The organism is Caulobacter sp. DWR3-1-2 (genome assembly GCF_049896225.1).
In the GTDB taxonomy this organism is placed as follows: Bacteria; Pseudomonadota; Alphaproteobacteria; order Caulobacterales; family Caulobacteraceae; genus Caulobacter.
The window spans coordinates 1-26,965 of record NZ_JAFCTW010000007.1 but is presented as its reverse complement, the minus strand read 5'-3'; the positions used below and the strand labels follow the sequence as shown (position 1 = coordinate 26,965).

Annotated in this window: 25 protein-coding genes; 8 read left to right on the top strand and 17 right to left on the bottom strand. The window is 67.2% G+C overall.

What is annotated here, in order from left to right; all coding sequences use genetic code 11:
- Positions 1 to 61: 61 nt before the first annotated feature.
- The 4 genes from ACP696_RS11765 to ACP696_RS11750 form a co-directional block, all read right to left on the bottom strand.
- Complete coding sequence (locus tag ACP696_RS11765) at positions 62 to 2,236, bottom strand: TonB-dependent receptor (RefSeq protein WP_426043823.1); 2,175 nt, start codon at positions 2,234 to 2,236, stop codon at positions 62 to 64.
- 216 nt (positions 2,237 to 2,452) lie between these two features.
- Positions 2,453 to 2,854, bottom strand: coding sequence for an oxalurate catabolism protein HpxZ (hpxZ, locus tag ACP696_RS11760; RefSeq protein WP_426043822.1), 402 nt, complete (start codon positions 2,852 to 2,854; stop codon positions 2,453 to 2,455).
- A complete protein-coding gene (locus tag ACP696_RS11755; protein WP_426043821.1) occupies positions 2,854 to 4,272 on the bottom strand; it encodes an AtzE family amidohydrolase in 1,419 nt (472 codons plus the stop codon). The genes hpxZ and ACP696_RS11755 overlap by 1 nt, the downstream gene beginning before the upstream one ends.
- On the bottom strand, positions 4,269 to 4,487 hold the full coding sequence (locus ACP696_RS11750) for an AtzG-like protein (RefSeq protein WP_426015249.1): 219 nt from the start codon (positions 4,485 to 4,487) through the stop codon (positions 4,269 to 4,271). The genes ACP696_RS11755 and ACP696_RS11750 overlap by 4 nt, the downstream gene beginning before the upstream one ends.
- 227 nt (positions 4,488 to 4,714) lie before the next feature.
- Between ACP696_RS11750 and ACP696_RS11745 the strand changes: the two genes are divergently transcribed.
- Positions 4,715 to 5,662: an acetamidase/formamidase family protein gene (locus ACP696_RS11745; protein ID WP_426015251.1), complete on the top strand. Its 948-nt coding sequence runs from the start codon at positions 4,715 to 4,717 to the stop codon at positions 5,660 to 5,662.
- 138 nt (positions 5,663 to 5,800) lie between these two features.
- On the opposite strand, the gene ACP696_RS11740 is transcribed toward ACP696_RS11745, so the two are convergent.
- The 10 genes from ACP696_RS11740 to ACP696_RS11695 form a co-directional block, all read right to left on the bottom strand.
- Positions 5,801 to 6,481: a TetR/AcrR family transcriptional regulator gene (locus ACP696_RS11740; protein ID WP_426015253.1), complete on the bottom strand. Its 681-nt coding sequence runs from the start codon at positions 6,479 to 6,481 to the stop codon at positions 5,801 to 5,803.
- Positions 6,478 to 7,662, bottom strand: a complete 1,185-nt coding sequence (locus ACP696_RS11735; protein WP_426015254.1) for a urate hydroxylase PuuD — start codon at positions 7,660 to 7,662, stop codon at positions 6,478 to 6,480. The genes ACP696_RS11740 and ACP696_RS11735 overlap by 4 nt, the downstream gene beginning before the upstream one ends.
- Positions 7,663 to 8,184 carry a 2-oxo-4-hydroxy-4-carboxy-5-ureidoimidazoline decarboxylase gene (uraD, locus tag ACP696_RS11730; protein ID WP_426015255.1) on the bottom strand — a complete coding sequence of 174 codons (522 nt, stop codon included), beginning with the start codon at positions 8,182 to 8,184 and terminating at the stop codon, positions 7,663 to 7,665.
- Positions 8,181 to 9,095: an allantoinase PuuE gene (gene puuE / locus ACP696_RS11725; protein WP_426015256.1), complete on the bottom strand. Its 915-nt coding sequence runs from the start codon at positions 9,093 to 9,095 to the stop codon at positions 8,181 to 8,183. The genes uraD and puuE overlap by 4 nt, the downstream gene beginning before the upstream one ends.
- Before the next feature lie 106 nt (positions 9,096 to 9,201).
- Entirely contained in the window at positions 9,202 to 10,422 is a 1,221-nt protein-coding gene (locus ACP696_RS11720) for a pyridoxal-phosphate-dependent aminotransferase family protein (RefSeq protein ID WP_426015259.1), read from the bottom strand.
- A gap of 18 nt (positions 10,423 to 10,440) precedes the next feature.
- Entirely contained in the window at positions 10,441 to 11,799 is a 1,359-nt protein-coding gene (locus ACP696_RS11715; protein WP_426015261.1) for an allantoate amidohydrolase, read from the bottom strand.
- A 345-nt stretch (positions 11,800 to 12,144) separates the two neighbouring features.
- Positions 12,145 to 12,867 carry an anti-sigma factor gene (locus tag ACP696_RS11710; RefSeq protein ID WP_426015262.1) on the bottom strand — a complete coding sequence of 241 codons (723 nt, stop codon included), beginning with the start codon at positions 12,865 to 12,867 and terminating at the stop codon, positions 12,145 to 12,147.
- A complete protein-coding gene (locus ACP696_RS11705; protein ID WP_426015264.1) occupies positions 12,864 to 13,418 on the bottom strand; it encodes a sigma-70 family RNA polymerase sigma factor in 555 nt (184 codons plus the stop codon). Before ACP696_RS11705 ends, ACP696_RS11710 begins: the two co-directional genes overlap by 4 nt.
- A 64-nt stretch (positions 13,419 to 13,482) precedes the next feature.
- Positions 13,483 to 13,884 (bottom strand): DUF2177 family protein, encoded by a 402-nt coding sequence (locus ACP696_RS11700; RefSeq protein WP_426043820.1) that lies wholly within the window; start codon positions 13,882 to 13,884, stop codon positions 13,483 to 13,485.
- Positions 13,885 to 13,887: 3 nt separating this feature from the next.
- Positions 13,888 to 14,922 carry an SAM-dependent methyltransferase gene (locus ACP696_RS11695; protein WP_426015267.1) on the bottom strand — a complete coding sequence of 345 codons (1,035 nt, stop codon included), beginning with the start codon at positions 14,920 to 14,922 and terminating at the stop codon, positions 13,888 to 13,890.
- Between the two features lie 247 nt (positions 14,923 to 15,169).
- Here ACP696_RS11695 and ACP696_RS11690 point away from each other — a divergent pair, with 247 nt between their 5' ends.
- The gene (locus tag ACP696_RS11690; protein ID WP_426015268.1) at positions 15,170 to 16,564 is read left to right on the top strand and encodes an NAD(P)/FAD-dependent oxidoreductase; all 1,395 of its coding nucleotides are present in this window, start codon (positions 15,170 to 15,172) and stop codon (positions 16,562 to 16,564) included.
- Complete coding sequence (locus tag ACP696_RS11685; protein ID WP_426015270.1) at positions 16,561 to 17,352, top strand: DUF1365 domain-containing protein; 792 nt, start codon at positions 16,561 to 16,563, stop codon at positions 17,350 to 17,352. The genes ACP696_RS11690 and ACP696_RS11685 overlap by 4 nt, the downstream gene beginning before the upstream one ends.
- Positions 17,353 to 17,391: 39 nt before the next feature.
- On the opposite strand, the gene trmFO is transcribed toward ACP696_RS11685, so the two are convergent.
- On the bottom strand, positions 17,392 to 18,831 hold the full coding sequence (trmFO, locus tag ACP696_RS11680) for a methylenetetrahydrofolate--tRNA-(uracil(54)-C(5))-methyltransferase (FADH(2)-oxidizing) TrmFO (protein ID WP_426015271.1): 1,440 nt from the start codon (positions 18,829 to 18,831) through the stop codon (positions 17,392 to 17,394).
- Positions 18,832 to 19,020: 189 nt separating this feature from the next.
- Between trmFO and ACP696_RS11675 the strand changes: the two genes are divergently transcribed.
- Both ACP696_RS11675 and ACP696_RS11670 read left to right on the top strand, forming a co-directional pair.
- On the top strand, positions 19,021 to 19,803 hold the full coding sequence (locus ACP696_RS11675) for a hypothetical protein (RefSeq protein WP_426015272.1): 783 nt from the start codon (positions 19,021 to 19,023) through the stop codon (positions 19,801 to 19,803).
- On the top strand, positions 19,800 to 20,672 hold the full coding sequence (locus ACP696_RS11670) for a hypothetical protein (RefSeq protein ID WP_426015274.1): 873 nt from the start codon (positions 19,800 to 19,802) through the stop codon (positions 20,670 to 20,672). The genes ACP696_RS11675 and ACP696_RS11670 overlap by 4 nt, the downstream gene beginning before the upstream one ends.
- Here ACP696_RS11670 and ACP696_RS11665 read toward each other — a convergent pair.
- Entirely contained in the window at positions 20,669 to 21,283 is a 615-nt protein-coding gene (locus tag ACP696_RS11665) for a glutathione S-transferase family protein (RefSeq protein ID WP_426015275.1), read from the bottom strand. The genes ACP696_RS11670 and ACP696_RS11665 overlap by 4 nt on opposite strands.
- A gap of 172 nt (positions 21,284 to 21,455) precedes the next feature.
- Here ACP696_RS11665 and ACP696_RS11660 point away from each other — a divergent pair, with 172 nt between their 5' ends.
- Both ACP696_RS11660 and ACP696_RS11655 read left to right on the top strand, forming a co-directional pair.
- Entirely contained in the window at positions 21,456 to 22,367 is a 912-nt protein-coding gene (locus ACP696_RS11660) for a hypothetical protein (protein ID WP_426015277.1), read from the top strand.
- Positions 22,368 to 22,372: 5 nt separating this feature from the next.
- Positions 22,373 to 23,236 carry a hypothetical protein gene (locus ACP696_RS11655; RefSeq protein WP_426015279.1) on the top strand — a complete coding sequence of 288 codons (864 nt, stop codon included), beginning with the start codon at positions 22,373 to 22,375 and terminating at the stop codon, positions 23,234 to 23,236.
- Between the two features lie 40 nt (positions 23,237 to 23,276).
- On the opposite strand, the gene uvrA is transcribed toward ACP696_RS11655, so the two are convergent.
- Positions 23,277 to 26,186 carry an excinuclease ABC subunit UvrA gene (gene uvrA, locus ACP696_RS11650; protein ID WP_426015281.1) on the bottom strand — a complete coding sequence of 970 codons (2,910 nt, stop codon included), beginning with the start codon at positions 26,184 to 26,186 and terminating at the stop codon, positions 23,277 to 23,279.
- Positions 26,187 to 26,528: 342 nt separating this feature from the next.
- On the opposite strand from uvrA, the gene ACP696_RS11645 reads away from it, so the two are divergent.
- A complete protein-coding gene (locus ACP696_RS11645) occupies positions 26,529 to 26,732 on the top strand; it encodes a hypothetical protein (RefSeq protein ID WP_426015283.1) in 204 nt (67 codons plus the stop codon).
- Positions 26,733 to 26,965 lie beyond the last annotated feature (233 nt).

Sequence of the window (26,965 nt, the reverse complement as noted above, 5' to 3'; positions counted from 1 at the left end):
TGGCGGACGATGGCAATCCTTCGTATGCCGCCCGGCGCTGAGCCGAGCGGCGGTCTTCAGATTACCGCTTGGCGCTGATCGAGATGCCGACGATCCGAGGCTCGTTGACGAAACCGGTCAGGTTGTTGAAGTCGATGCCGCCGCGGAGGTTCGCCTCGTTGGTGATGTTGCGGGCGAAGGCGGCGATCTCGTAGCTGCCGTCGGCCTTGGCGTAGCCGAGCTTCAGGCCGCCTTCGAAGGCGCCCTTCGAGTTGAACTCCTTGCTCTCATACAGGAACAGGTTGGTATAGCCCTGCTTGAACCAGTCGGTGTAGGCGAACAGTTCGCCGTCGCCGATCGGATAGCTGTAGCGGGCCGTGAAGTTCAGCACGTATTCCGGGGCGTTCGGGAACGGGTTGCCATCGACCTTGGCGCCGCCCGTCACCAGAGGATCGGTCACGCTGCACGGGGCGCAGGTGGCGACGATGAGGTTCTTGTCGACGATCTTGGTGTGGTTGTAGCTGTAGCCAGCGGTGACCAGCAGGTTCTCGGTGACCGCGAACTCGCCGTCGAATTCGACCCCGTAGGCCTTACCCTTGTTGGCGTTGATAAGGCGGTTGGAATTGGAGCCGCCGCCGACCGCGCTGAATTGCGGATCGTTGATCGTGTAGTTGAACACGGCGCCGTTGAAACGAAGGCGGCGATCCATCAGTTCGCTCTTGAAGCCCGCTTCATACGACTGGATGGTCTCCGATTGCGCCACCGACGAGCCGCTGCCGAAGGCGATGTCCCGGCCCTGGATCGACGGGCCGCGGAAGCCGCGGGCGACGCGCGCATAGAGGCTGACGTCGTCCTGCAGGGCATAGAACGCCGACAGGTCCCAGCTGACCTTCTCGTCCGAGACCGAGACCGGTGCTGGCTTGCCGAACGGCGTGAAGATCACCGCCATGTCCTTGTCGTCGCTGGTGTAGCGCAGGCCGCCAGTGACCTTCAGGGCGTCGGATACCTGATAGGTGCCTTGACCGAACACCGCCCAGGACGTGTTCTTGTGTTCCAGGGTCGAGGGCGGGACGAAGCCCGGGTCGCTGGTAACCAGGAACTTGGACTTGAAGTAGTAACCCCCAACCTGCCAGGTCATCGGGCCGTCATTGTCGGAGGCCAGGCGGATTTCCTGTGTGTACTGGTCCAGGTCGTCGATGCTGTCTTGCGAGGCGGAGTCGAACGGGATGAAGCCCGGACCGACGCCGGCCACGCCGCCGTCGATGTCGCCGCGGCTTCGGCCGTTGGTGGTCTCGTAGGCGCTGATCGACGTCAGGGTGAGGCCGCCCAGATCGTAGTCGATCTTCAAGGACTCGCCGTTGCCGTCGTACTTCTGCGGATTGTTGTCGCCGCCGTTGTAGAAGACCTTGTCGCGGTCGAAGTTGCCGTTGAGCTTGTTGCTGCCCTTGGTCAGGATGTTGGCGCGGAAGATCGCGGCCGTGCCGTCCAGCGAGCGGTTGTGGGCGTTCAGCAGGACGCTGAGGTTCTCGGTCGGGGTCCACAGCAGTTGGCCGCGGATGGCGTATTCGTCATAGCCGCCCAAGACGTTGTCGATGTGGGTGAAGGTGTTGTCGATATAGTCGTCTCGGTGCTGGCCCAGCACCGAGATGCGGCCGGCCAGCTTGCCTTCGACCAGCGGGCCGCCGACGCCGCCTTCAGCGGTCCACGAGCCGTACGAACCGTAGGTGACGGCGCCGTTGGCCTTGAAGGTCTGGCTCGGCTTGACGCTGTCGAACTTGACGATCCCGGCGGTGGTGTTGCGGCCAAACAGCGTGCCTTGCGGGCCGCGCAGCACTTCAACCTGATCGACGTCGAAAATCGGCGTGCTCTTCAGCACGACGTTTTCCATGACCACGTCGTCCATGATCACCGAAACCGGCTGCGAGGCGGCCAGATCGAAGTCGGCGTTGCCGAGGCCTCGAATGTAGAAGCGCGGCGCGGCGCGGCCGTTCGAGGATTCGATGTACAGGCCGGGCACGCGGCTCGACAGCGCCAGCACGTCCTCGCCGGCGGCGAACACGGCGGCGAGCTTCTCGCCCGAGACAGCCGCAACCGAGACCGGCACGTCCTGGATGTTTTCCGAACGCTTCTGGGCGGTGACGATCACGTCGCTCAGAGCGGTGGGCGCTTCCTGGGCGAAGGCGGGGGCGGCGAGGCCGGCGGCGACGACCAGGGCGGCTATGGCGCCGCTGCGGCGCAGATGGTGACGAGCGGTCATGTGAAGATCCCCTTCATGCGCCGCAGGGCCGACGCTTGAGGGGTGCAATGCACAATGGCGGAGACGAATCCAAAGCTTTGATGACGCAAAAGCCGCGGATTGATGAAGTTTTGCCACCAGATGTCACTATTTGACCACGGGGCGACAAGGGCGCCCAAAAGCAGATCACAAGTCATAGCTTTATTACTTATCGTCATGGGGCGGACGATCTAGCGCTTACGGGGAAAGGCGTTGATCAACGCCTTCCTGCAGAAGCGACACATGGGCCGAGACAATTTTCCAACCGTTTTCGGTGCGAATCCAGGTCTGGCTCTGTCGGCCGGGATGTTTCGCCCCCTCGCGAAGGAATTCGACGTTGGCGATCGCGAAATCTCGCGCAAACGTGGTGATTTCGGTCCGCAGGCGCGACCGCTGCGGCGAACCGCCGGACCGACCGATTCGGAAGGCCGCGATCTGCGCGAAGCCATAGAGGTTCTCGGCCACGCCATAGCGAACCGTCTCGGGTGCGTCGCGGAAGAAGCCGTCCAGCGCCTCGACGTCGTTGGTCATCAGCGCGACCTCATAGGCGTCGACGGCGGCGGTGACCTCGGCCAGCACGGGCGGGTCGTTGATGATCATCAGAAGCCTCCCCAAACCGAGCCTGGCGGCCGGTGGGCGGCGACGACGCCGGCCTGCTCCAGGCGCAAAGCCGCCGCCAGGGCCAGGTCCTCGCGCCAGGCCGGGGCGATGATCTGCACGCCGATCGGCAGCTTGCCGGGGCGATTGAGCGGCACGGTCACCACGGGCAGGCCGATATAGCTGATCGGCTGGGTATAGGCGCCGAGGTTCTTGCGGACGGAAACCTGTTGGCCGTCCATCTCCATGGTCGTCTGGCCGACGCCAGGCGCGGGACAGACCGAGGCCGGGGCCAGCAGGATGTCGAAGTCCTCGAACACCTTGGCGACCGCGTCGCGGAAGATCGGGCGATAGCGGCGGGCGGCCTCGGCCACGCCGTCCGGCAGCAGGGCGCCGGCCAGCAGGCGGTCGCGGACGGCGGGGTCGTAGTCCATCGGCCGGGTCTTCAGGTCGTCCAGCTGCAGATGGCTGGCCTCGGCAGGGGTCAGGCAGAAGGCGGCGGCGCGGGCGATCTCGGCGCCGGGCAGTTCGACGCCGCGCCTTGCTTGCAGGGCGTCGGCGACGATCTCCAGCGCTTCCAACACCTCGGGAAAGGCCCCCTGCGCGAACCAGCCGCCCAGCACGCCGACGCGGAGAGGACCGTCGGCGCCTTCTTGCAAGCGGGGAGCTTGCAGGCGAGGGGCGGCTGGTTCGGCGGGCCGACGGCAGAGCGGGTCGAGAGGATCGGGGCCCTGCATCAGGTCGTAGGCTAGGGCCAGATCCTCCACCGACCGCGCGAACGGCCCGATGTGGTCGAGGCTCTCGACAAAGGGAAAGGCGCCCTGGCGCGACAGGCGGCCCAACGTAGGCTTGAGGCCAAACACCCCGCACAGGCTGGCGGGGATGCGGATCGAACCGTTGGTGTCCGAGCCCAGGCTGAGGGGCACGAGGCCTCCGGCCACCGCAGCGGCCGACCCGCCCGACGAGCCGCCGGCGATGCGGGTCAGGTCGTGCGGGTTGCGGGTTGGCCCGTCATGGGCGTTCTCGGTCACGAAGCCATAGGCGAACTCGTCCATGTTCAGCGCCCCGACCAGCACCGCCCCGGCGGCCGTGAGGCGTTGGATGGCAGTGGCGTCGCGGGTGGCGGGCGCGGCCTCGCGGCGGATCTTCGAGCCGGCGATCGTGGTCACACCTTCGACGTCGAACAGGTTCTTCACCGCAAACGGCACGCCGGCCAGCGGACCGACGGGGCGTCCAGCGGCAAGGTCGGCGTCGAGGGCGTCAGCCTGGGCCAGGGCGCGGCTTTCGAACACGGCGGTGAAGGCGTTGAGGTCGCTGTTGCGCGCGGCGATCGCGGCGAATGCGGCCTCGGTTTCCGCCCGGGCGGTGGTCGTCCCGCTCCGCACGTCGGCGGCGATGGTGGTGGCGGAGCGGAAGCTCATGGCTCGAAGGCCTTGGCGGCGCCAGGCGCATCGACAGGCAGCGCGGCGATGAAGGTCTCGGCCTGACGCCGCAGCAGGGTCAGGTTGTCGATCACCCCGGCGCGCGCGGCGGGCGGCAGCGGTAGGCCCAGCGCCTCGGCGCGGGCGTCGGCATAGGCCGCGACTGCATCGTCGGAAAGGTCGAGAAACGTTGCGAGCGCCGGATCGGCCGCCATGTCGGGCGAGCTCCACAAGTAAGAAATTTCTTCATAACCGGGATATTCGGCCACCGCTAGAGCGCGCGGGCCCGGGATAGGGAGGAGCCCAGCGGCGGGTCAGGTCGGTCGTCCTGGCGCCCGCGTGTTGGGCGCCAGGCGCCGGGATAGGCTTGGGCGACGGTCGCGGCTAGGGTCGGTTCGCCGGGCGGGGGTCCTCTGCCGGCTTTTAGTAGAAGGCTTATCTCATGCGCCATCACCTGGCTTCGTCCCCCGAGACCGTCCGGTTCGGGATCTTCGACGCCGCCTTCGATCCGGTTCTGACCGTCGATTCAGGCGACACGGTGACGTTCGAGTGTGTGTCGGGCGGCCCCGAGGTGATGCCACCGGCCGAGCTGGGGCTATCGATCCCCGCCACCCTGCAGGCCATCCACGACGCCAAGCTGGAGCGCCTGGGGCCGCACATCTTGACCGGTCCGGTGGCGATCCGGGGGGCGGAGCCCGGCGACACGCTGGAGGTGCGGATCGACGCGATCGAACCCAACAATAGCTGGGGTTACTGCGCCGTACGCCCGTTGGCGGGGACCTTGCCGGAGGATTTCCCTGACCGCTATGTCAGTTACATCGCCGTCGACGGCGCGGCCGGGACCTGCAAGCCCAGCTGGGGCCCGACATTGCCGCTGAGGCCGTTCTTCGGCACGGCCGGCGTCGCCCCGCCACCCAGCTATGGCCGGATCTCCAGCCGCGAGCCGCGCGCCCACGGCGGCAACATGGACTGCAAGGAGCTGACGGCCGGCGCGACCCTGTTCCTACCGGTCTGGGTCGCCGGCGCCAACTTCTCGGTCGGCGACGGTCATGGCCGCCAGGGCGACGGCGAGGTCTGCGTCAACGCGCTGGAGATGGGGCTGACGGGGACCTTCACCTTCTTGCTGCACAAAGCTGGCGAGGTGGGCGTGGCGACGTGGCCGAGGGCGGAGACGCCGACCCATTTCATCACCCTGGGCTTTAACGAGGACCTGGATCTGGCGATGAAACAGGCCTTGCGGGGGATGATCGACTTCATCGTGTCACGGTCGGCGTTGACCCGGGTTCAGGCCTATCAGTTCTGCTCGCTGGCCGTGGACTTTCGCGTGACCCAGACGGTCAACGGCGAGAAGGGCGTGCATGGGATGTTGGAGAAGGGGGTGTTGTTCTGAAGTCCTCCCCCTGTGGGTCAGGTGTCGGCGAAGCCGACGGAGGGGGGAGTGTTCGAAAGGTGGCTTCAGCGACGATCGCCGACCCTAAAACGCCCCCCACCGATCGCTGCGCGATCGCCTCCCCCATAGGGGGAGGACCTATTTCCCCTTCGTCAGGTACCCTTCCAGCAAATCCAGCGCATGGACCAGCCGCTCGCGTCGCCACTCGGCCTTGCTCATGTCGGTGTCCAAGGTCACCGACAGAGAATAGCCGTTCGCCAGGTGGAAGCGGCTCATCGCCGCGATGGTCACATAGATCTGCACCCAGTCGAGGCCCTCCCGAAATACGCCCTGCTTTTGGCCGCTGTCGATCAAGCGCTCGATGGTCCGGCGCAAAGGGAAGGCCGTCTCGGTGACCTTGCGCGATTGCGAGACGAACTTGCCCTGCATCAGGTTTTCGTTGCGCAGCAGGCCGTCGATGCGCGGGTTCTTCTCGAAATAGTCGAAGGTGAAGCGCTGCAGGGCGAAGACGCCCTCCAGCGGCTGGTCGAAGTCGATCTTCAGCTCGGACTCGCGGCCCCGCAGATCCTCGTAAGCGGCCTCCAGCACCGCCAGGTACAGGCCCTTCTTGTCGCCGAAATAGTGGTAGAGCATGCGGATATTGCACTTGGCGGCCTTGACGATCCGCTCGATGCGCGCGCCGGCATAGCCCGCCGCCGCGAACTCCTTGAGGGCCGCCGTCAGGATCGCCTTGCGGGTTCGTTGGGCGTTGCGCCTGCGCGGCGCCGGCGCGGCGTCGTCCGTCACGGAGGCGGAGGGCGTCTCTACCCGGGTCGTCACTGCGTTTTGGCCCCCGCCTTGATCCAGGCGCCCAGCTGGGCGCGTTCCTCATCGGTGATGTGAGTCTCGTCGCCAAGCGGCATGCTCTTGCTGTCGACCGCCATCTGCTGGATGCGCGGTGCGTAGCGCGCCATGCCGGCCGGCGTATCGAAAGCCGCGCCATTTGGCGGCGCGGTGAAGCCCCGGTGGGTCGGGACGGCGGCGTGACAGGTCACGCAGTGCTTCTCGACGATGGCCTGGGCGACGGGGAACGGCACGTCCGACATCATCGCGGTGGCCTTGGGCCTGACGCTAGCGATCAGGCTGACGCTGAAGATCAGCATGGCCCCGAGGAACAGGTAGTCGGGCTTGATGATCCCGTGATGGCGCAGGACGAAGAAGTAGCGGATCGACACGCCGCCAGCGCTGATCAGCGCCAGCAACAGCCAGGCCAGGTGGTGGCCCGTCACTGCTGAATAGTGGTTGCTGATCATGATGAAGATGACTGGCAGGGTCATGTGGGTGTTGTGCATCGAGCGCTGCTTGCCCATCGCCCCCAGGCGCGGATCGACGGGCCGCCCGGCCAGCATGTCGGCGACGATCTTGCGCTGGTTGGGAATGATGATCAGGAAGACGTTGCCGACCATGCAGGTGCCGATGATCGCGCCGACGTGGATGAAGGCGCCGCGATCGCTGAACAGGTGGGTCAGGGCGTAGGCCGCGCCGGTCAGGGCCAGGAACCAGACCACGCCGAACGTCCGGGGCCGCTGGCCCAGCGGTGAGCGGCACAGCACCTCGTAGACCAAGAGCCCGCCGAAGATGAAGGCCAGGCCCGTGGCGATCGCGCCGGACTGGCTGAAGGCGTGCTTGCTGGCGTCGATCAGATAGACCGGCGCGCCAACATAATAGAGCACGATCAGCAGGGCGAAGCCGCTTAGCCAGGTGGTGTAGGCCTCCCATTTGAACCAGTGCAGGTGACCTGGCATATGGTCTGGGGCCGTCATGTACTTCTGCGAGTGATAGAAGCCGCCGCCGTGCACGGCCCACAGCTCGCCCTTGACGCCGTCCTTTTCGGGCACGGGCGGGCGCAGGTTGTTGTCCAGCCAGACGAAGTAGAACGAGGCCCCGATCCAGGCGACGCCGGCGATCACGTGCAGCCAGCGCAGCGACAGGTTCAGCCAGGTGGCGACGTCGTAGTCCATCTAGCCCGTCACCGCGTCTTGCAGCCGAAGCTTGGAGATCAGGCCGATCTGGGCGATGGCCTCGGCGATCTCGGCGGCCTTTTCGTTGTCAAGTCGCGCCTGCATGGCGGCCAGGATCGAGGTCTTGTCGTTCAGCCGCACGGCGATGATGAACGGAAAGCCGAAGCGCTCGCCATAGGCGGCGTTGAGGGCGTGGAAGCGCTCGAACTCCTCCGGCGTCAGGCGGTCGAGCCCGGCGCCGGCCTGCTCTACCAGGCTCTCGGCGGTCAGGGTCTTGGCGATCGCCGCCTTGCCGGCCAGTTCGGGGTGGGCGCGGATCAGGGCCAGACGCTCGGCCTCGGGCGCGGCCTCCAGCACGGCCATCGTGGCGGCGTGCAAGGCCTCGATGCTGGTGAATGGCGCGGCGTCATAGGCCCGCTGCACCACCCACGGCGACAGCTCGAAGGCGAAGCCCAGGGTCGTGGCGAAACCGGTGCGGTTCATCCGGTTCAGATCGGCCAGGGTCAGGGGCGGGGCGCTCATACGGTCTTGCCCTTGTAGGGATGCGTCTTGATCCAATGGTTGGCGATCTCGATGCGACGGGCCACCCAGACCCTCTCGTGCTGGGCCACGTGCTCGAGGAACCGGCGCAGGGCCATGATCCGGCCGGGCTTGCCGACGATGCGGCAGTGCAGGCCGATGCTCATCATTTTCGGGGCCGTCTCGCCCTCCAGATAGAGGGCGTCGAAGCTGTCGCGCAGATAGGCGAAGAACTGGTCGCCGCTGTTGAAGCCCTGGGGGGCGGCGAAGCGCATGTCGTTGGCGTCCAGCGTATAGGGCACGATGAGCTGCGGCTTGCCGTGCTGGTCGTCCCAATAGGGCAGGTCGTCGGCGTAGGAGTCGGCGTCATAGCTAAAACCTCCTTCTTCAACGATCAGCCGGGCGGTGTTGGGGCTGGTGCGGCCCTGGTACCAGCCCAGCGGGCGTTCCCCCGTCAGCCTTTTGTGAATCTCGATGGCTTTGGCGATGTGCTCGCGTTCCAGGTCCTCGGGAAAGTGCTGGTAGTCGATCCAGCGATAGCCGTGGCTGGCGATCTCCCAGCCATAGTTCTGCATCGCCGCCACCACGTCGGGATTGCGCTCCAGGGCCTGGGCCACGGCGAAGACGGTGATCGGGAACCCGAACTCCTCGAACAATCGCCGAACACGCCAGAAGCCGGCGCGCGAGCCATATTCGTAGAGGCTTTCCATCGCCATGTGCCGCATGTCGGGGATCGGCTGGGCGCCGATCATCTCCGAAAGGAAGTGCTCGGCCTGGGGGTCGCCATGCAGGATCGAGCGCTCGGCGCCTTCCTCGTAGTTGAGGACGAACTGCACGGCGATCCGGGCGCCGTTGGGCCACTGGGCGTGGGGCGGGTGCTCGCCGTGGCCGATGAGGTCGCGAGGGTAGGTCATGCCACTCCCCCCACCGGCCCTTCGGGCCGCCTCCCCCATGGGGGGAGGACCTTCTCAAGTGCTCCCCCTGTGGGGGAGCTGTCGCGAAGCGACTGAGGGGGGAGGATCATGCGTAAACCCCCAATGCCGCATCCACCCCGGCCCCGGCCACAAACCCGAACCCCTCGCCCCGCAGCACCGCTTCCAGCGCCGCCAGGGTCGTCAGCACAGCGTACTTCCGCGCATTGACCCCCATCGCCCCGATCCGCCAGATCTTGCCCGTCAGCGGCCCAAACGCCGTGCCGATCTCGATCTCGAAGTCGGTGCGCATCCGGGCCCGCACCCGGTCGCCATCGACCCCCGCCGGGATCCGGACGCCGGTGACATTGGTCATCTTGTGGGCCTTGTCGCCGTAGACGGTGAGCCCCAGCGCCTCGACCCCGGCGACCACGGCCGCGCCCGCCTGGGCGTGGCGGGCGAAGCGGGCTTCCAGCCCTTCCTCAAGCGCCACGCGGGCGCATTCGCGGGCCGCATACAGCATCGAGGCGGCCTCGGTGTGGTGGTTCAGGCGCTTGTCGGACCAGTAGTCCATGATCATCGCCAGGTCGAAATAGTTGGAGGCGATGCGGCGGCCGTTACCGCTGACCGCGCCCGCCGTGGCGATCCCGGCCTCGACGTGGCGACGGCTGAAGATATGCTCGGCGGCGCGGTCGGAGATGGTGATCGGGGCCGAGCCGGAGGGGCCGCCCAGGCACTTCTGCAGGCCGGCCGTGACGATGTCTGCGTGCCAGGCGTCGACCGGAACGCTCATGCCGGCCAGGGTCGCTGTGGCGTCGACATAGAGCAGGGCGTCGTAGCGCCGACAGATTTCGCCGATGGCTTCCAGGGGCTGGGCCATGGTGGTGGAGGTGTCGCCGTGCACGCAGGCCACCAGGCGCGGACGCACGCGCTTGACGGCGTCCTCCACTGCCTGTGGATCGACCACCGCGCCCCACTCGCCCTCGACCGTCGTGACCTTGGCGTCGCAGCGCTGCGCGATCTCCGACAGCAGCAGGCCAAAGCGGCCGGCATTGACGATCACCACGTCGTCGCCCGGCGCCAGCACCGAGACCAGGGCCGCCTCGATGGCCGCGCGCGACGTGCCGTCGATCAGGAAGGTCTGGCGGTTGGTCGTCTGGAAGACCTGGCGGTACAGCGCCATTGTCTCGTTCATGTAGGTTGTGAATTCCGGGTCGAACTGCCCGAGCAGTTGCACCGACATGGCCCGCAGCACGCGGGGATGCACGTTGATCGGGCCGGGACCCATCAGCAGGCGGGGCGGGTGGTCGAGTTCGCCGAAGGTGTTCATGTCATTGCTCAAAGCTTGTCATCCCGGACAACCCCGGCGAAAGCCGGGGGCAGATCCGGGACCGCCGGAAGCGCGGCGCTCAGGCGTCGGTCCCGGATCATCGCGCTGCGCGCTCGTCCGGGATGACAGGGAAAATTGGGTCGCCAGGCGTTCCACGAACCCCAACATCGCTTGCGCCGCCAAGGCGCAGTCAGCCTCGGTGACGGCCTCGCGCGGGTTGTGGCTGATCCCGCCTTCGCAGCGGATGAACAGCATGGCGGTGGGGCAAAGGTCTGTCATCACCATGGCGTCATGGCCCGCCCCGCTGGGCAGGCGGCGCGGCGGCTGGCCCGTCGCGGCGACGGCGTCTTCAAGCAGGGCCGTCAAGCCAGCGTCGCAAGGGCTGGCGGCCAGGTCCTGCATCAGGGTGACCGACACTTCCAGCCCGCGCCGCGCGGCGATGGCGTTGATCTCGGCGGTGACGGCTGTCGCGGCCGCGTCGCGCGTCGCGGTGAGCTCGGCCCGGATATCCATGGAATATTCCACCGCGCCGGGAATGACGTTGAAGGCGCCGGGCAGGGCGGTGATCCGACCCACGGTGCCGACCAGGCCATCTCGCCCTCCCGCGCAAATCCGCTCCAGCGCCAGGATCGCCTCGGCGGCGGCGGGGCCGGGGTCCTTGCGCAGGCTCATCGGCGTGGTGCCGGCGTGACCCGCCATGCCCGTGAACCTCACCATCAACCGCTTCTGAGCGGCGATGGCGGTAACAACGCCCAGGGCCAGGCCCTCGGCCTCCAGCACCGGGCCCTGCTCGATATGGGCCTCCAGAAAGGCGAACACCTCGCCGGGCCGGCGCGCGGCCTCTTCCAGACGCGTGGGGTCCAGGCTGAAGGCCGCGAAGGCCTCGGCCAGGCTGACACCCTCGCCGTCGGTCATCTCCATGATGCTGGGATCGACGGTTCCGGCCACGGCGCGGCTGCAGGTCATCGAGGCGGGAAAGCGCGAGCCCTCTTCGTCGCCAAACGCGATGACCTCGACGGCGAAGGGCAGGCGGCGGCCGGCGACGCTCAAGGCCTCGACCAGGTCGACGCCCAGCATCACGCCCAGCGCCCCGTCATAGCGTCCGCCGTTGCGGACGCTATCGATGTGAGAGCCGATCAGCAGGGCCGGGGCATTTGGGGTCTCGCCCTCATAGCGACCGATTAGATTGCCGGCGGTGTCGCGACGGGCGCTCATGCCCGCCTCGTCCATCCAGAAGGCCAGGGTCTTCAGGGCTTCGTCATGGGCGGGGGTCAGGAATCGGCGAACGAGCATGTTTTCGGCTTCGCTGAAGGGCGCGACGCCCATCAGGTCGCAGCGAGCCTTGGCCCTCACGCCGATCTGCCAGCCCTCGGACAAGCGGTCTTTCCCCAAACCCTCCGTCATGTCATCGTTCTAGCAGCCTGGACCCGGCTTCCTCATTGAGAAGTTCGTCCTGGCCGGCGATCCATGACGGATGCATCGCCACGCGCCAGTCCCGGTGACCGGCGCCCAGCGATAAGTCATAAACCACTTACTTAGCGAGCGACAGGCCTTGCTGGCATAGGGCTCGGCGCGCAAATCCTCCCCCTGTGGGGCAGGTGTCGGCGAAGCCGAGGGAGGGGGGAGTGATGCGCCCTAACCGCGCGCCCGATCGACGCCCCTAAAACTGCCCCCACCGATCGCTGCGCGATCACCTCCCCCACAGGGGGAGGACCTAGGTTGCTAAGCCCGAACGAACTTGCCCGCAGCGCGGACCGACCCGGTCGGAGCCCCCGACGGCGAGCCGCCCAGCGGTTCGTCGGTGACGGCCAGGGTGGCGGTATAGACCCCCCCGGCCTTCAGCCCGGCGGGAACCGCGATGCGCTTGGCGGCGCCGGTTGGGATAACGCCCAGCGAGATCGGCGCGGCGCCCTCGGGGATGATCCACAGCTCGGCGTCGCGGCCGGTCGGCATGGTCAGGCTGACCGGGGTCAGCACAAGCTGCTGTGTCGCGTGGTCCAGGGTGGCGACCAGGCGCGGGGCCTTGGTGGTCGGGTCGCCGATCACCGCCACCTCGGCGGCCTGGACCACGACCGGCGCTGGCGCGACCACTGGCGGCGCGGGCTTGGGCAGGGCGACGATGACCAGGCAGGCGGCCGCCAGGGCCGCCGCCCCGGCCGACACGCCGCGCCACACGGCGACATTGTTCCAGGCGCTGGGCCGGGCGACGTCGCCGACCAGGTTGGAAATCCGCGGCCACAGCCCGACCGAAGGCTGCACGGGAGCGATCTCGGCCGCCAGCGGGACGAGGTGGTTTTCCCACCACTGCACGGCGCGGGCGAAGGCGGGTTCGGCGGTGACGCGGCGCTCGGCCTCTGCGCGCTCGACGGCGTCCAGCACGCCCAGCACGTATTCGCCGGCGAAGGGGCGTTCGCCCTCGGTGACGGGGGTTTCGATGTCGGTCATGCTTCGAGACACGCGCGAAGGTTGATCAGGGCGCGCCGGATCCAGCTTTTCATGGTGCCCAGCGGCACGCCCACGGCCTGGGCCAGGGCGTCATAGGTCAAGCCCTCGAAGAAGGCCGTGCGCACCACGCTGGCGTGCTTGGGGTCAAGGGCGTCGATGCAGCCATTTAGCCGCGCCTTGTCCTCGTCGGCCTCGATCAGGGTCGAGGCCAGGGGGGCGGTGTCGGGCAAGGCCTCGGCCTCGTCGACGCCGGCCATGACCCGGCCGCCTCGGGCGCGAAGCCGGTCGATGGCCCGGTTGCGAGCCATGGTCACCAGCCAGGTGATCGGGCTGGCGCGCTCCGGATCGAAGCGGTCGGCCTTGTTCCATACCGTCAGATAAACATCCTGGAGCACGTCTTCCGCCTCCTCGCGGTCGTTCAAGATACGGAGGACGACGCCGAACAGTTTCGCGGATGTATGTCGGTAGACGTATTTGAGCGCGTCATTGTCGCGATTGGCGATCCGCGCAATGGCGCGCGAAAGCAAGGCCCGGCTGGTTTCTACGTCCATTAATCGGTTGCCCCTCGGACTCGCGTGCGACCGACGGTCGCACGGCCTTAGTGGCGAAGCAATCTCAGCGCGTATGCCGCGCGACGAGATAGCCGGCGCTGGCGGCGGCGGTGGTCACGAAGGTCCCCCAGGCCAGATCGACACCGGTCACGAAACTGGACCAGCCCTTCAGCGTCGCCTGATTGGTCAGGTCGTAGGTGGCGTAGGCGGCAAAACCGAAGATCGCCGCGCTGGTCAGAAGTTGGCTCCAGCTTCCGCTCTTGGCGGCGGGGATGATGGCCAGCAGCAGGATCGCGGCGATGTAGATCAGATAGAAGGCCGCCGCTGGCCCCATGGCCACCTTGTCGGCCATCAGGTGGCCGATGTGGGGCTTGTACACGCGGCCAACGCTGAAGGTCAGGAAGGCCATGTCCAGCACCAGGAAGGTGGCGGCGGCGGCCAGATAGCTCAGGGCGTAGCGGATCATGCTCTAACCTCTCGAGACGGGCCGCAAGCGATAGTGACTGACGCCCCATTCCTCGCCGCCATGATAGCCAAACAGTCCGGCGGTGGCCATGAAGAATAGCCGCCAGCGCCGCCGCCAGACCGTGGCGTCGGAACCGTAGACCTCTTCCAGCACCGGATCGATCTCGGCGCGATGGGCGTCGAAATTTTCCAGCCACTGCCGGGCGGTTCGGGCGTAGTGGGACCCGTTCCAGCGCCAGTTCATGTCCACGGTGAACAGGTCGGGGAACTGGCGGATCAGGTCGTGGCTGGGCATCACTCCGCCGGTGAAGAAATATTGCGCGATCCAGTCGGACGGGTCATCGACGTCGAACCTGTAAGGCGTGGCCTTGTGCGAAAAGACGTGCAGGAACAGCAGTCCGTCCGGCCGCAACCAGCGGTTCACCTTGGCCAGCAGGGCGCGCCAGTTGGACATGTGCTCAAACATCTCCACCGAGACCACGCGGTCGAAGCGCTGGTCGGTCTTGAAGACGTTCATGTCGGCGGTGACGATCGTCAGATTGGTCAAACCGCGATCGCGGGCCCGGGCTTCGATGAAGGCGCGTTGCGAGGCCGAGTTCGACACCGAGGTGATGCGCGAGCCCGGAAACCGCTCGGCCATCCACAGCGACAGCGAACCCCAGCCGCAGCCCAGCTCCAGCACGTCCTGGCCATCGCGCAGGTCAGCGTGCTCCTCGGTCTCACGCAAGGCGGCGGTTTCGCCCTCGGCCAGGGTCTTGGCGCCAGGGGGATAGAGACCGCTGGAATATTTCAGATTGGGGCCGAGTACGCACTCGAAGAATGCGGCGGGCAGCTCGTAATGCTGGGCGTTGGCCTCGTCGGTGTTCACGGCGATCGGCCAATCGCGCATCTCGCGGGCGAAGGCCTCGTCGAAGTCGGGATCTGCGCCAGTTAGCCGCCGCCGGGCGCCGCCGACCAGCATGTTGATCGCGGCGCGCGCCACGACGTCCGGGATAGGCGCGTCCTCGAAGGCGTGGATCGCCGCCTTGACCAGGCCCATGCGCACGCTTGGCCGCGCGGGGCCCGCTGCTATCGGAGCCTGTTTCGGGGCGCGATCACGGTCGCTCGCCTCCGCGGCCCGTTCCAAGGGCGACGTCGTCGTCATCACTTCTACTCCCCGTCCGACGGCCCGCACGCGCGAATCGCCTAGACGTATGCAGGTACGGGCGCGGGAGCGCGTTGGATGCGGCGACGAATTCGCGCGTCCAAACCTTCAGTGACACCGTATTTGGGAAGACAGCGCCGCCATGGCGCGTTTCCGGGAGCTGAACGTGCCGCACGCCGCCGAACGTCTGAATATCGCCGTGGTCGGCGGCGGCATCTCCGGCCTGTCGGCGGCCTGGCTGCTGGCCAAGCGTCACGACGTCACCCTCTACGAAGCCGCGCCGCGCGTCGGAGGTCATGCCAACACCGTCGAGATCGAGGGCGTGGCGGTCGACACCGGCTTCATCGTCTATAACGAGCCCAACTATCCCAACCTGACGGCGCTGTTTCTTCACCTGAGCGTCCCGACCGCCGCCAGCGACATGTCGTTCGGGGTGTCACTCGACAACGGCGCGCTGGAATATAGCAGCACCAACCTGCTGGCCCAGAAGCGCAACCTGTTCAACCCGCGCTTCCTGAAGATGCTGCTCGACGTCACCCGCTTCTATCGGGCCGGGACGCGGGACGTGGCGGCGCTGGAAGCTTCGGGGCTGGAGGCCGGCGGGCTGTGCGGCCTGGCCGATTATCTCAGGGCCCAGGGCTTTGGCCAAGCCTTCCAGGAAGATCACCTGCTGCCCCAGGCCGCCGCCATCTGGTCGACCACGCTGCGCGACATCCGGGAATTTCCCGCCGCCTCGCTGCTGCGGTTCTTCGACAATCACGGCCTGATGCTGCCGGTCGACAAGCGGCCGATCTGGCGGACGGTGGTCGGCGGCAGCCGGGCCTATGTGGACCGCATGCTGGCAGACTTCGACGGTGAGGTGCTGACCAGCCGGCCGGTGCGCCACATCCTGCGCGGCCCGGACGGCGTCACGATCGAGGACGTCGCCGGCCAGAGCAGACGCTTCGACCAGGTGGTGATCGCCGCCCATGCCGACCAGGCCCTGGACATGCTGGTCCAGCCGGGGGCCGAGGAACGGCGGTTGCTCGGCGCTTTCCGTTACAGCAAGAACCGCGCGGTGCTGCATCGCGACGCCAAGCTGATGCCGCGCCGCAAGGCCGCCTGGGCCAGCTGGAACCATGTCGGCCTGCGTGGCGGCGACGGCGAGGGCGGGGTCACCTACTGGATGAACCGCCTTCAGCCCCTGGCCAAGGACGGCGCCCCGGCCGCCGACCCCTTCTTCCTCTCGCTCAACCCGGCGCGGGACCCGGCCCTGGCGTCCACGCTGCATGACCAGACCTACGAGCACCCGCTGTTCGACGGACCAGCGATGACCGCCCAGCGTACCCTGTGGTCGTTGCAGGGAGCCAACCGCACCTGGTTTGCCGGCGCCTATTTTGGATCGGGCTTTCACGAGGACGGCCTGCAAGCCGGCCTTGCCGTCGCCGAACAGTTGGGCGGCGTCCATCGCCCCTGGCTGACCCCCAACCCGTCGGGCCGGATTTTCGTCTCGGCGGTCGCCAGCGCGGCGCCGCCCTCGTTCAGAGTGGTGGCGTGAGATCGGCGCTTTACAGCGGCGTCGTCGCCCACGGGCGGATGAGACCCCGGCGTCATCGACTGGACTATCGCGTCTTCATGCTGGCGCTGGATCTTGATGAGCTGGACACGCTGGCGAGCCGTCTGAAACTATTCACGCACAATGGCTGGAATCTGGTGTCGCTCCACGACCGCGACTTCGCCGGCAAGGTCCGAGCGCCCTTGCGGCCCCAGATCGAGGCCAAGCTGGCGGAGGCCGGTTTCGATCTGGGTGGTGGGCGGATCACCCTGCTGTGCATGCCGCGCCTGCTGGGCAAGGGCTTCAACCCGCTCAGCGTCTATTTCTGCCATGACCGCGACGGCCGGCTGGCGGCGACGATCCACGCCGTGCGCAATACCTTTGGCGAGCGCCACGACTATGTGCTGCCGGTCGAGGCCTCGCCCGACGAGCGCGTGCGCCAGGCTTGCGGCAAGGGCTTCCATGTGTCGCCGTTCATGCCGATGGACCTGGACTACCAGTTTGACCTGTTGCCGCCGGGGAACCGGGTGGGCGTGGGGGTCACGGTGCATGACGAGGCGGGCCTGCTGCTGGCCGCCAGCTTCGCCGGCGAGCGGCGCGAACTGACCGACCGAGCGCTGTTGCGGGCGGTGGCTACCCACCCCTGGCAGGTGGCCGGCGTTCTGGCCGCGATCCACTGGGAAGCGGTGAAGATGGTGCTCAAGGGTTTTCGGTTGTTGCCTGGGCCAAAGAAGGTTGCGGCAAAGACTGGGGACACACACTCATCCCACGGCCTGGGCCACGCTGGCTGAAATCGTGGGATGAGTGTGTGTCCCCGTTCCTAGCGAAGCCTAGCCGGCGATCCACCCCTCCAGATCCGCAAGCGCCCGCAGGCTCATCAGCCGCTTCTTCGCCCGGCCGCGTTCCTTCAGCGGGATCTTGACGCCGTCGTCGCCGATCTTGGGGGTCTCCATCGGCGGCAGCAGGCCGTAATTGATGTTCATCGGTTGGAAGCTGGTCTTGCCCAGCGCCTCGCCCTCGATGTGACCGCCGGTCACGTGGTCGACCAAGGCGCCCAGCGCGGTGGTGGGGGGAGGGGCTTCCAGTGTCTGGCCCAGCCGCTCGGCGGCGGCGAAGCGGCCAGCCAGCAGACCCGTGGCGGCGCTTTCGACATAGCCCTCGACGCCGGTCATCTGTCCGGCGAAGCGCAGGCGCGGGGCGACCTTCATCCGCAGGGAGCGGTCCAGCAGGCGCGGGCTGTTGATGAAGGTGTTGCGGTGCAGGCCGCCCAGCCGGGCGAACTGGGCGTTGGCCAGGGCCGGGATCATCCGGAACACCTCGGCCTGGGCGCCGTGCTTCAGCTTGGTCTGGAAGCCCACCATGTTCCACAGGGTGGCCAGCGCATTGTCCTGGCGCAGTTGAACGATGGCATAGGACTTGACCAACGGATCGCGCGGATTGGTCAGGCCCACTGGCTTCATCGGGCCGTGGCGCAGGGTCTCGCGGCCGCGCTCGGCCATCACCTCGATCGGCAGGCAGCCGTCGAAATAGGGCACATGCTCCCAATCCTTGAACTCGGCCTTGGGCCCCTCGATCAGGGCGTCGATGAAGGCCTCGTACTGGGCCTTGTCCATCGGGCAGTTGATATAGGCGGCCGCGTCGCCGCCGGGGCCTTCCTTGTCGTAGCGCGACTGGCGCCAGGCGATGTCCATGTCGATCGACTCGACGTGGATGATCGGTGCGATGGCGTCGAAGAAGCTCAGCTGGCCTTCGCCGCTGAGCTCCAGGATGGCGTCGGCCAGGGCGGGCGAGGTGAGGGGGCCGGTCGCGACGACCACGCTGTCCCAGTCCTGCGGCGGCAGGCCGGCGACCTCCTCGCGGACGATGGTGATCAGGGGGTGGGCTTCGATGCGGCGGGTGACCTCGGCCGAGAAGCCGTCGCGGTCAACGGCCAAGGCGCCGCCGGCCGGCACCTGGTGCTGGTCGGCGGCCGACAGGATCAGCGAGTCCAGCCGGCGCATCTCGGCGTGCAGCAGTCCCACGGCGTTGAACTGCCAGTCGTCCGAGCGGAACGAGTTGGAACAGACCATCTCGGCCAGGCCATCGGTGTGATGGGCGTCGGTACGCACTTTTGTTGGCCCTACCGCTTCGCTGCTTGAGGGCAGGTCGCGCCGCATCTCGTGCAGGATCACCGGGACGCCGGCCTGGGCGATCTGCCAGGCGGCCTCGGACCCGGCCAGGCCGCCGCCGATGACGTGGATGGGGGAGAGGGAAGGAGGGGGCGTGCTCATGGGCGCCCTCTTACCCCCGCCTGTCGCCCGGCGAAACCGGCGTGTGGCATTGGACGGGCGAGGCGCCGGGGCCACGTCCCCGGAAATTCAGCGTGACACCTGGCGCGACTCGTCGCCAAGCCGGGGGCGAACGGCTTAGGGTCTGCGCGTTGACGGGTTCGCGCGGGTCGCGAACAAGAGAGGGGCTTTATGGGCGAGGCGAGCGCGGGGATCGAACGGACTGTCCGGGCCGGGCTGGCCGGATGGGCCCCGGCCTTGCGGTCTTGCTGGGCGGCGCTGGTTGCAGGCGCGGGGTTGGCGCTGGCGTCGCGCTTCCTGCCGCCTAGTCTGTCCGCGCTGACGCCCATGATCATCTTCGCCGCGATCGTGCTGGGCAGCAGCGCGGTCTATCGCGTGCTGCTCGCCGGGCCCGGCGGCTGGCATGGCCTGCGCTGGGGGCGCGAGGAATGGCGGCTCTCAGCGGTCTTCCTGCTGTCTCTGGTGATCCTCGCGGTGGTCGGGGCCGTCCTGCTGGTGATCATCGGCGCGGTGGCCGTGGGGGTGGCGCGCAGCAACGCCCCAGGCTTTGACAACGGGTCGCTAGACGCCTGGCGCGCGGCCTTGTCGGGTCCAGGGGCGATCCCCGCCAGCCTGCCGCCTCTGCTGTCGGCGATCCTGCTGGCCTGGCTGTTTCTGCGTCTGTCTCTTGCCCCCGCCGCGACGATCGAGGCGGGGGCGGTGCAGGTGCTCAGCGCCTTTGGCCGCACGCGCGGCGCGGTTCCGCGCCTGGCGGCGGCAGGCCTGGCGCTGATGGCGCCGGCGGCGATCCTGGTGATCCCGCTCACTCGCGTTTTACCCGCCGGACCCATCCCCGACCTGATCGAACTGCTCGTGCTGTTTTTCTATGTCATCCCGGTCTGGACGGTTGCGCTGGTCGATGTCTATCGACACCAGGCAGCCCCCGCCACGACCCTTGGAACTCTCGCGCCATGACCACCTTCTCGCCCGTCGAAGCCGCGCTCGAAGGGGTCCGCATGACGCGCCGCAAGCCGCTCGTGGTGCTGGCCTGGGCGGCCTGTTATTTCGCGATGCTGGTCCTGCTGGGCCTGGTGGTGGCCTTCGCGTTCGGCGGCTCGGTGCGCGCCGACCTGGCCCTGCTGCAGCGGACCAACGACCTGCGCGAGTGGGTCGATATCGTCGCCCGCCGTAAGGGCACCCTGCTGCCCCTGATCGCCTTGGCCGTTGCGCTGCAGTCGGTGATCACCGTGGCGATCATGCGGGCAGTGGTTCGGCCGGACGATCATGGCCTGGCCTACATGCGGATCGGCAAGCAAGAGGCGCGGCAGTTCGTCGTCGCCCTGGTCGGCTGGGCGGTGACCCTGGTCGTCACCGCCCTTCCCAGCGCGCTGCTGGTGCTGATTGGCTCCGGTCTGATCAGCCTGGGCGCGGTGGAAACCAATCGCTGGGTCGAGGTGCTGGGGACGATCGCCGTGGCGGGGCTGTCGATCTGGTTCGGCATTCGCCTGTCGCTGCTGTCGATCACCACCTTCGCCGAAGGCCGGCTCGACCTGCGGCGGACCTGGGCCCTGACGGATCGCCACTTCTGGCAGCTGCTGTGGATGTACGGCCTGGCGGTGATCATCACCATCTTGGTCGGCGTGGCCCAGACCGTCGTCGCGGGCCTGATCCTGGGGCTGTCGGGCGGGATCACCAACGTGGTGATGCTGGCCCTGACCGGCCTGGCCAACATGCTGCTGGCCCCGTTCTTCTTCACCGTCCAGATGGTGATCCTGACCGCCGCCCCGGCTCGCGCCTATCACGACCTGCACGCCAGCGAGCCGGTGGCGGTAGTGGCGGCTTAGGCCGCCGCGCTGGGCCGGGCCGACGCGCGGTCCCGCCAGGCCTTCAGCGCCGAGGCCTCGTCGGGAACCTCCAACCCGATGAAGCCGGCGAAGTCGATCGTGGTCAGGGCGACGATGTCGGCCATGCCATAGGCCTCGCCGGCGATCCACGGCCGGCCGTCGGCCAGCTCGCGGTCCAGCCACAGCATGGATTTGCCGACGATCGGCTTGTTGGACTCGCCGAAGTCGTTGTTCTGCGCCAACAGCGACGCGGTCAGCGGATGGGCGTGACGCCAGTACATCGCCACCGGTGACATGATCTGGAACTCGATCCGCCGCACCCACATATCGACCTGGGCCTGGGTCAGGGCGCAGGATCCAAACATCGGCGGCGTCGGGTGCAGGGCCTCCAGATAGCGGCAGATGGCGACGCTCTCGCTGATCGTCTGGCCGTCGTCGAGCTCCAGCACCGGCACCTGGCCCAGCGAGTTTCGGGCCTTGTGCTCGGCCGTCTTGTGCTCGCCTTTCCGCAGCGCAACGCGGATTTCTGGCAGGTCCACGCCTTTCTCGGCCAGGAACATCCGCACCCGGCGCGGGTTGGGCGCCGGGTTGGCTTCGCCATAGAGCTTCATCGGCCGTTTCCTCCAGTCGCGACCTGTTTTCGGCCACTTTCAAACAAACGTTAGAGGCTGCGCGGCCGCTCATGCAAGAGGTGGCTCGCGAATTGCGTCGGCGGGACTGTCGCCGGCCCCCGAACCTTGTTAGGCGTGATCCCGGATCACGACGCCAGCGAGGGGCAGCGCCATGCAACAGTTCTCGGCCACGGACGCGGCGCTCTCGGGCTTTCGCCTGGTGCGCGAACACCTGAAGACCGTGGGCGTCTGGGCGGTGTTGATGACCGTCGCCTCGTTGATCGTCAGCATCGGCGCCATCAAGCTGGCCGGGCCGCAGATGGCGGCGATGGTGGATCTGGGCGCCGAGCCCGGCGGCGACCCGGCCGCCACCTTCAAGGCCATGGAGGGCATGTGGCCGCTGTTCCTGTTCTCGGTCGTCTACAGCCTGGCGGTCTATTCTGTGTTGCTGACCGGCTTGAACCGCCTGGTGCTGCGCCCGCAGGACAGCGCCGGCGCCTATCTGCGCCTGGGCGCCGATGAGTTCCGTCAGGCCGTGGTGCTGATCCTGGTCAATCTGATCATCTTCGCGGTCTATCTCGCCCTAGTCGTCGTCGTGGCCCTGATCGGCGGTCTGGGCGCGGCGATCGGCGGGGCCCCCTTGGGCGTGGGTCTGGGGCTGCTCCTGGGGATCGCCGCGCTCTGCTTCCTGCTGGTGCTGGCCGTGCGCCTGTCGTTCGCGGGCGCCCTGGCGTTCGACACCGGCAAGATCGACATCCGCGGTTCGTGGGACTTGACCAAGGGCAAGTTCTGGCCGCTGCTGGGCGCCTATGTCGTCTCCCTGATCCTGGCGATCGTCGTTTACCTGCTGCTGCTGGTGATCATCGCGGTGATCGGCGCCAGCCTGGGCGGCGGGATTTCGGCGATGAGCGCGGCCTTCAATCCAGACATGAGCTCGATGTCGGCCTTCTTCACGCCGGCGGGCATCGTGCGGACCCTGTTCTCGGGCCTGTTGTCGATCCTGGTGCTGCTGATCGTCTTCGCCCCCGCCCCGACGATCTACGCGCAGTTGCGCGGTCGCAACGTATCCGACACCTTCGCCTGATCGACGTGACGGCCCCGGGAGATTTCCATTTTGTCCGGGTCGCCCTGGCGCCGCTGGATTTGTTGCGCCGCCGGCCCGTAGCGGCTCTTGGCCTGGCGCTGACGGGAACGCTGGTCAGCGTCGGCGGCCGCGTGGCTGTCGTCGTCAACAGCCACTACTGGCTCTCGACGTTCGGCGCCTCGCGGGTTACGGGGCCCCTGTTGGCGGCGTTGGCGATGGCGCTGGTGGTTGGCCTGGTAATCGCGATCGTCGGTGCGGCGATCGTGAGAGACCAGGCGTCCGATGCTGGCCGGGGCCTGCGCCTGTCACTGGGCGGCGACGAGGCGCGTCTCTTCGTGCTGTGGCTGCTGATCGTGCCGGCCGCCCTGATTGTCCTCCTGGTCATGCTGGTCGCTGCCGGCGTCGCCGGGAGCAGCGGCGAACAGGCGTTGGACGGATGGATGTGGAGCGGCATGGCGGTGGGCGTCTTGGCGACGTTCTGGCTGGCCAGTCGATTGTGGCTGGCGGGTCCGATGGCTGTGCAAGAGGGCCGGATCGGATTGCGCAAGGCATGGCGTCTGACGGCGACCCGGCGCGGGAAGGTTTTTGGCCTTTACATGCTGGCCATGACGGCGGCGTTGCTGGTGGGCGTCGGCGCCAATATCGGCCTCAGCCGGCTGGCCCAGGCGGTCCCCGTTCTCAACTGGTCCACCTTCGGCGCCTGGGACTTCGTGTTGAAGTCGGCGTTTCAACCCGTGCAGCTAGCCTTCCTGCTCTTGCAGGGGCTGCTCTTCGGCCTGGGGATCATCCTCCAAGCCACGACGAGCGCGGCGCTCTACAGGGCGCTGGCCGGCGATCGGGCGCTGGAACTGGCGGCGGCCTTCGACTGAAGCTCAACCGCCGAGCTTGGCGGCCGCGCGCCGCAAGCGCCTAGGCCCGCTTGCTCTTCTTCAGCGCGGCCACTCGCTCCAGCCGCCGCTCCTCGTGGCGGGCCAGCACGCCCTTGAGGTATCGCCCGGTCCACGAGGCCTCGACCTTGGCGACGTCCTGGGGTGAGCCCACGGCGACGATCTCGCCGCCGCCGTCGCCGCCCTCGGGGCCGAAGTCCAGCAGCCAGTCGGCGGTCTTCACCACGTCGAGATTGTGCTCGATGACCACCACGGTGTTGCCTTGGTCAACCAACTCATGCAGCACTTCCAGCAGCTTCTTGGTGTCCTCGAAGTGCAGGCCGGTGGTCGGCTCATCGAGGATGTAGAGCGTGCGGCCGGTGGCGCGCTTGCTGAGCTCCTTCGACAGCTTCACCCGCTGGGCCTCGCCGCCCGACAGGGTGGTGGCCGGCTGGCCGACCTTGACGTAGCTGAGGCCCACGCGCTTGAGCGTCTCCATCTTGTCGCGGATCGGCGGCACGGCCTTGAAGAACTCTGCGGCCTCCTCGACGGTCATGTCGAGCACCTCGGCGATGGTCTTGCCCTTGAACAGGATGTCGAGGGTTTCGCGGTTGTAGCGCTTGCCCTTGCAGACGTCGCAGGTGACGTAAACGTCGGGCAGGAAGTGCATCTCGATCTTGATCAGGCCGTCGCCCTGGCAGGCCTCGCAGCGGCCCCCCTTGACGTTGAAGCTGAAACGGCCGGGGCCGTAGCCGCGCGCCTTGCTCTCCGGCAGTTGGGCGAACCAGTCGCGGATCGGGCCAAAGGCGCCGGTATAGGTGGCCGGGTTCGAGCGCGGGGTCCGGCCGATCGGCGACTGGTCGATATCGATGACCTTGTCGAAGTTTTCCAGCCCCTCGATCCGCTCGTGCGAGGCCGGCGCGTCCGAGGCGTTGTTCAGGCGGCGCGCCGCGGCCTTGTAAAGGGTTTCGATCGTGAAGGTCGACTTGCCGCCGCCGCTGACGCCGGTGATGCAGGTGAAGGTTCCCACGGGAATCGAACCCGTGACGCCTTTCAGATTGTTGCCGGTGGCGCCGATGACCGTCAGCATCTTCTTCTTGTTGATCGGCCGACGCTCTTCCGGCACGGCGATCTCGCGCACGCCGGTCAGATATTGGCCGGTAATGCTGTTGGGATTGGCCATGATGTCAGCAGGCTTGCCCTCGGCGACGATCTCGCCGCCATGCACGCCCGCCGCCGGGCCCATGTCGATGACATAGTCGGCCGTCATGATGGCCTCCTCGTCATGCTCGACCACCAGCACCGAATTGCCCAGGTCGCGCAGGCCCTGCAGCGACTGCAGCAGCCGGGTGTTGTCGCGCTGATGCAGGCCGATCGACGGCTCGTCCAGCACGTAGAGCACGCCGGTCAGGCCGCTGCCGATCTGGCTGGCCAGGCGGATGCGCTGGCTCTCGCCGCCCGAAAGCGTGCCCGAGCCGCGCGACAGGTTGAGGTAGTCCAGGCCCACATCGACCAGGAACCGCAGGCGGTCATTGATCTCCTTCAGGATCCGCCGGGCGATCTCCATGTTCTTGTCGGACAGCTGGCCGTCGAGGCTGGCGAACCAGTCCTTGGCCGGACGGATGGCCAGCATGGAGACATCGGCGATGTCCATGCCGGCGATCTTCACCGCCAGGGCCTCGGGCTTCAGGCGCTTGCCGTGGCAGACCTCGCAGGGGGTGTCGGACTGGTAGCGGCCGAGTTCTTCACGGACCCAAGCGCTGTCGGTTTCGCGCCAGCGGCGCTCCAGGTTCGGCAACACGCCCTCGAAGGGCTTGGCCACCTCGTACTTGCGGGCGTTGTCGTCGTAAACGAACTTGATCTTGTCGCCGCCCGAACCCTGCAACACCACGTCGCGCGCCTTCTGCGGCAGCTTGTGCCAGGGCTCGTCCATCGAGAAGCCGTAGTGACGGGCCAGGGCCTGCAGGGTCTGGGTGTAGAGCGGCGAGGGGCCGCGCGACCACGGCGCCACGGCGCCCTTGTGCAGGGTCTTGTCCTTGTCGGGGATCACCAGGTCGGTGTCGAAGGCCAGCTTCGCGCCCAGGCCATCGCAGGCCGGGCAGGCGCCCGCCGGATTGTTGAACGAGAACAGTCGCGGCTCAATCTCGGCAATCGTGAAACCGCTGACCGGACAGGCGAAGCGCTCGGAAAACAGCAGCCGGCGCGGCTCCTTCTCGCCGTTCTCGATATTGGCCCACTCGGCGACCGCGAGGCCATCGGCGAGACGGAGCGCCTGTTCCATGGAGTCGGCCAGGCGCTGTTCCATGCCGGGCTTGGTGACGATGCGGTCCACGACCACGTCGATGTGGTGCTTGAACTTCTTGTCGAGAACCGGCGCGTCCTCGATCGGGTAATATTCGCCGTCGATCTTCAGCCGCTGGAAGCCAGCCTTTTGCCACTCGGCGATCTCCTTCTTGTACTCGCCCTTGCGGTCGCGAACGACGGGGGCGAGCAGATAGAGCCGCGTGCCCTCGGGCAGGGCGGTGATCTTGTCGACCATCTGGCTGATGGTCTGGCTCTCGATCGGCAGGCCGGTCGCCGGCGAATAGGGTACGCCGACCCGCGCCCACAGCAGGCGCATGTAGTCGTGGATCTCGGTGACGGTGCCCACCGTCGAGCGCGGGTTGCGCGAGGTGGTCTTCTGCTCGATCGAGATGGCCGGCGACAGGCCCTCGATCAGGTCGACATCCGGCTTGCTCATCAATTCCAGGAACTGGCGGGCATAGGCCGACAGGCTCTCGACATAGCGCCGCTGGCCCTCGGCGTAGATGGTGTCGAACGCCAGCGAGCTCTTGCCCGAGCCTGACAGGCCGGTCAGCACCACGAGCTCGCCTCGCGGGATATCGACGCTGACGTTCTTGAGATTGTGCTCGCGCGCGCCGCGCACGCGGATGAAGTTCAGTTGTTCAGCCATGTTTTCCGGAACGCGTGAGGCGAGGTTTGGGGTCGCGGGGAGGACGCGACGCGACGGCTATATGTAGGGGCTACGCTCGCAATTAACACAAGAACAGGATGCGAACAAAGATTGTGCGGGGGCGAGCTGCTGACAGGAGATGTCAGCAGCACTTTGGGGCTAACTCACCACTGGCAGTTTCCCAACCTGACAGCGACGACAATGCGACGCGCGTAACCGGTCGCCGGGGAAGGTGACACCCTTCACCCTCACTTAACCGCCTTTGGAAGCGCGACCTTCAGCACCTGCGGTGTCTAACGGCGGTAGATCGCGCGTCGGGCACGGACTTAGAGGGCGACCAGCTTGGCCAAGGCGGCGGCGAAAACGGCGGTGGCCAAGGCTCCGGGGCCCGCGACCGCCAAGGGCAAGAGCGGCAAAGGCGGCAAGTCGGCCAAGGCCGCCAAGCCGCGCACGGCCATGGCCGATGTCTGGACGCTGCTGATCTGCATCGCCGTCACCGTCTGGGCCTTCAAGACCATCGTCGCCCTGAGCGCCCAGAGCTTCTAGTCTTTAGAGGCGTCTAGAGCATTTTTCGAGCGAAGTGGTTCCGGTTCGCGTGGAGAAGAATGCTTCAAAACAAAAGATTAGAGCTCACGGCCTGACGCAGTCAGGTCGGGAAATGCTCTAGGCCGTAGTGACGATTTAGGATTCCCATCGAGAGGCGGTTCTGATTCAACGCTGCTTTTTGGAGGCGGTGTTGGAAGGCGAAGTTCTTCGGGACGATCAGTGGGCTCGGATCG

What these genes read in the sequence shown, in the direction of transcription:
- ACP696_RS11765 (WP_426043823.1), bottom strand. Translation starts at nt 2,236, where the DNA reads ATGACCGCTCGTCACCATCTGCGCCGCAGCGGCGCCATAGCCGCCCTG.
- hpxZ (WP_426043822.1), bottom strand. Translation starts at nt 2,854, where the DNA reads ATGATCATCAACGACCCGCCCGTGCTGGCCGAGGTCACCGCCGCCGTC.
- ACP696_RS11755 (WP_426043821.1), bottom strand. Translation starts at nt 4,272, where the DNA reads ATGAGCTTCCGCTCCGCCACCACCATCGCCGCCGACGTGCGGAGCGGG.
- ACP696_RS11750 (WP_426015249.1), bottom strand. Translation starts at nt 4,487, where the DNA reads ATGGCGGCCGATCCGGCGCTCGCAACGTTTCTCGACCTTTCCGACGAT.
- ACP696_RS11745 (WP_426015251.1), top strand. Translation starts at nt 4,715, where the DNA reads ATGCGCCATCACCTGGCTTCGTCCCCCGAGACCGTCCGGTTCGGGATC.
- ACP696_RS11735 (WP_426015254.1), bottom strand. Translation starts at nt 7,662, where the DNA reads ATGGACTACGACGTCGCCACCTGGCTGAACCTGTCGCTGCGCTGGCTG.
- uraD (WP_426015255.1), bottom strand. Translation starts at nt 8,184, where the DNA reads ATGAGCGCCCCGCCCCTGACCCTGGCCGATCTGAACCGGATGAACCGC.
- puuE (WP_426015256.1), bottom strand. Translation starts at nt 9,095, where the DNA reads ATGACCTACCCTCGCGACCTCATCGGCCACGGCGAGCACCCGCCCCAC.
- ACP696_RS11720 (WP_426015259.1), bottom strand. Translation starts at nt 10,422, where the DNA reads ATGAACACCTTCGGCGAACTCGACCACCCGCCCCGCCTGCTGATGGGT.
- ACP696_RS11710 (WP_426015262.1), bottom strand. Translation starts at nt 12,867, where the DNA reads ATGACCGACATCGAAACCCCCGTCACCGAGGGCGAACGCCCCTTCGCC.
- ACP696_RS11705 (WP_426015264.1), bottom strand. Translation starts at nt 13,418, where the DNA reads ATGGACGTAGAAACCAGCCGGGCCTTGCTTTCGCGCGCCATTGCGCGG.
- ACP696_RS11700 (WP_426043820.1), bottom strand. Translation starts at nt 13,884, where the DNA reads ATGATCCGCTACGCCCTGAGCTATCTGGCCGCCGCCGCCACCTTCCTG.
- ACP696_RS11695 (WP_426015267.1), bottom strand. Translation starts at nt 14,922, where the DNA reads ATGGGCCTGGTCAAGGCGGCGATCCACGCCTTCGAGGACGCGCCTATC.
- ACP696_RS11690 (WP_426015268.1), top strand. Translation starts at nt 15,170, where the DNA reads ATGGCGCGTTTCCGGGAGCTGAACGTGCCGCACGCCGCCGAACGTCTG.
- trmFO (WP_426015271.1), bottom strand. Translation starts at nt 18,831, where the DNA reads ATGAGCACGCCCCCTCCTTCCCTCTCCCCCATCCACGTCATCGGCGGC.
- ACP696_RS11675 (WP_426015272.1), top strand. Translation starts at nt 19,021, where the DNA reads ATGGGCGAGGCGAGCGCGGGGATCGAACGGACTGTCCGGGCCGGGCTG.
- ACP696_RS11670 (WP_426015274.1), top strand. Translation starts at nt 19,800, where the DNA reads ATGACCACCTTCTCGCCCGTCGAAGCCGCGCTCGAAGGGGTCCGCATG.
- ACP696_RS11665 (WP_426015275.1), bottom strand. Translation starts at nt 21,283, where the DNA reads ATGAAGCTCTATGGCGAAGCCAACCCGGCGCCCAACCCGCGCCGGGTG.
- ACP696_RS11660 (WP_426015277.1), top strand. Translation starts at nt 21,456, where the DNA reads ATGCAACAGTTCTCGGCCACGGACGCGGCGCTCTCGGGCTTTCGCCTG.
- uvrA (WP_426015281.1), bottom strand. Translation starts at nt 26,186, where the DNA reads ATGGCTGAACAACTGAACTTCATCCGCGTGCGCGGCGCGCGCGAGCAC.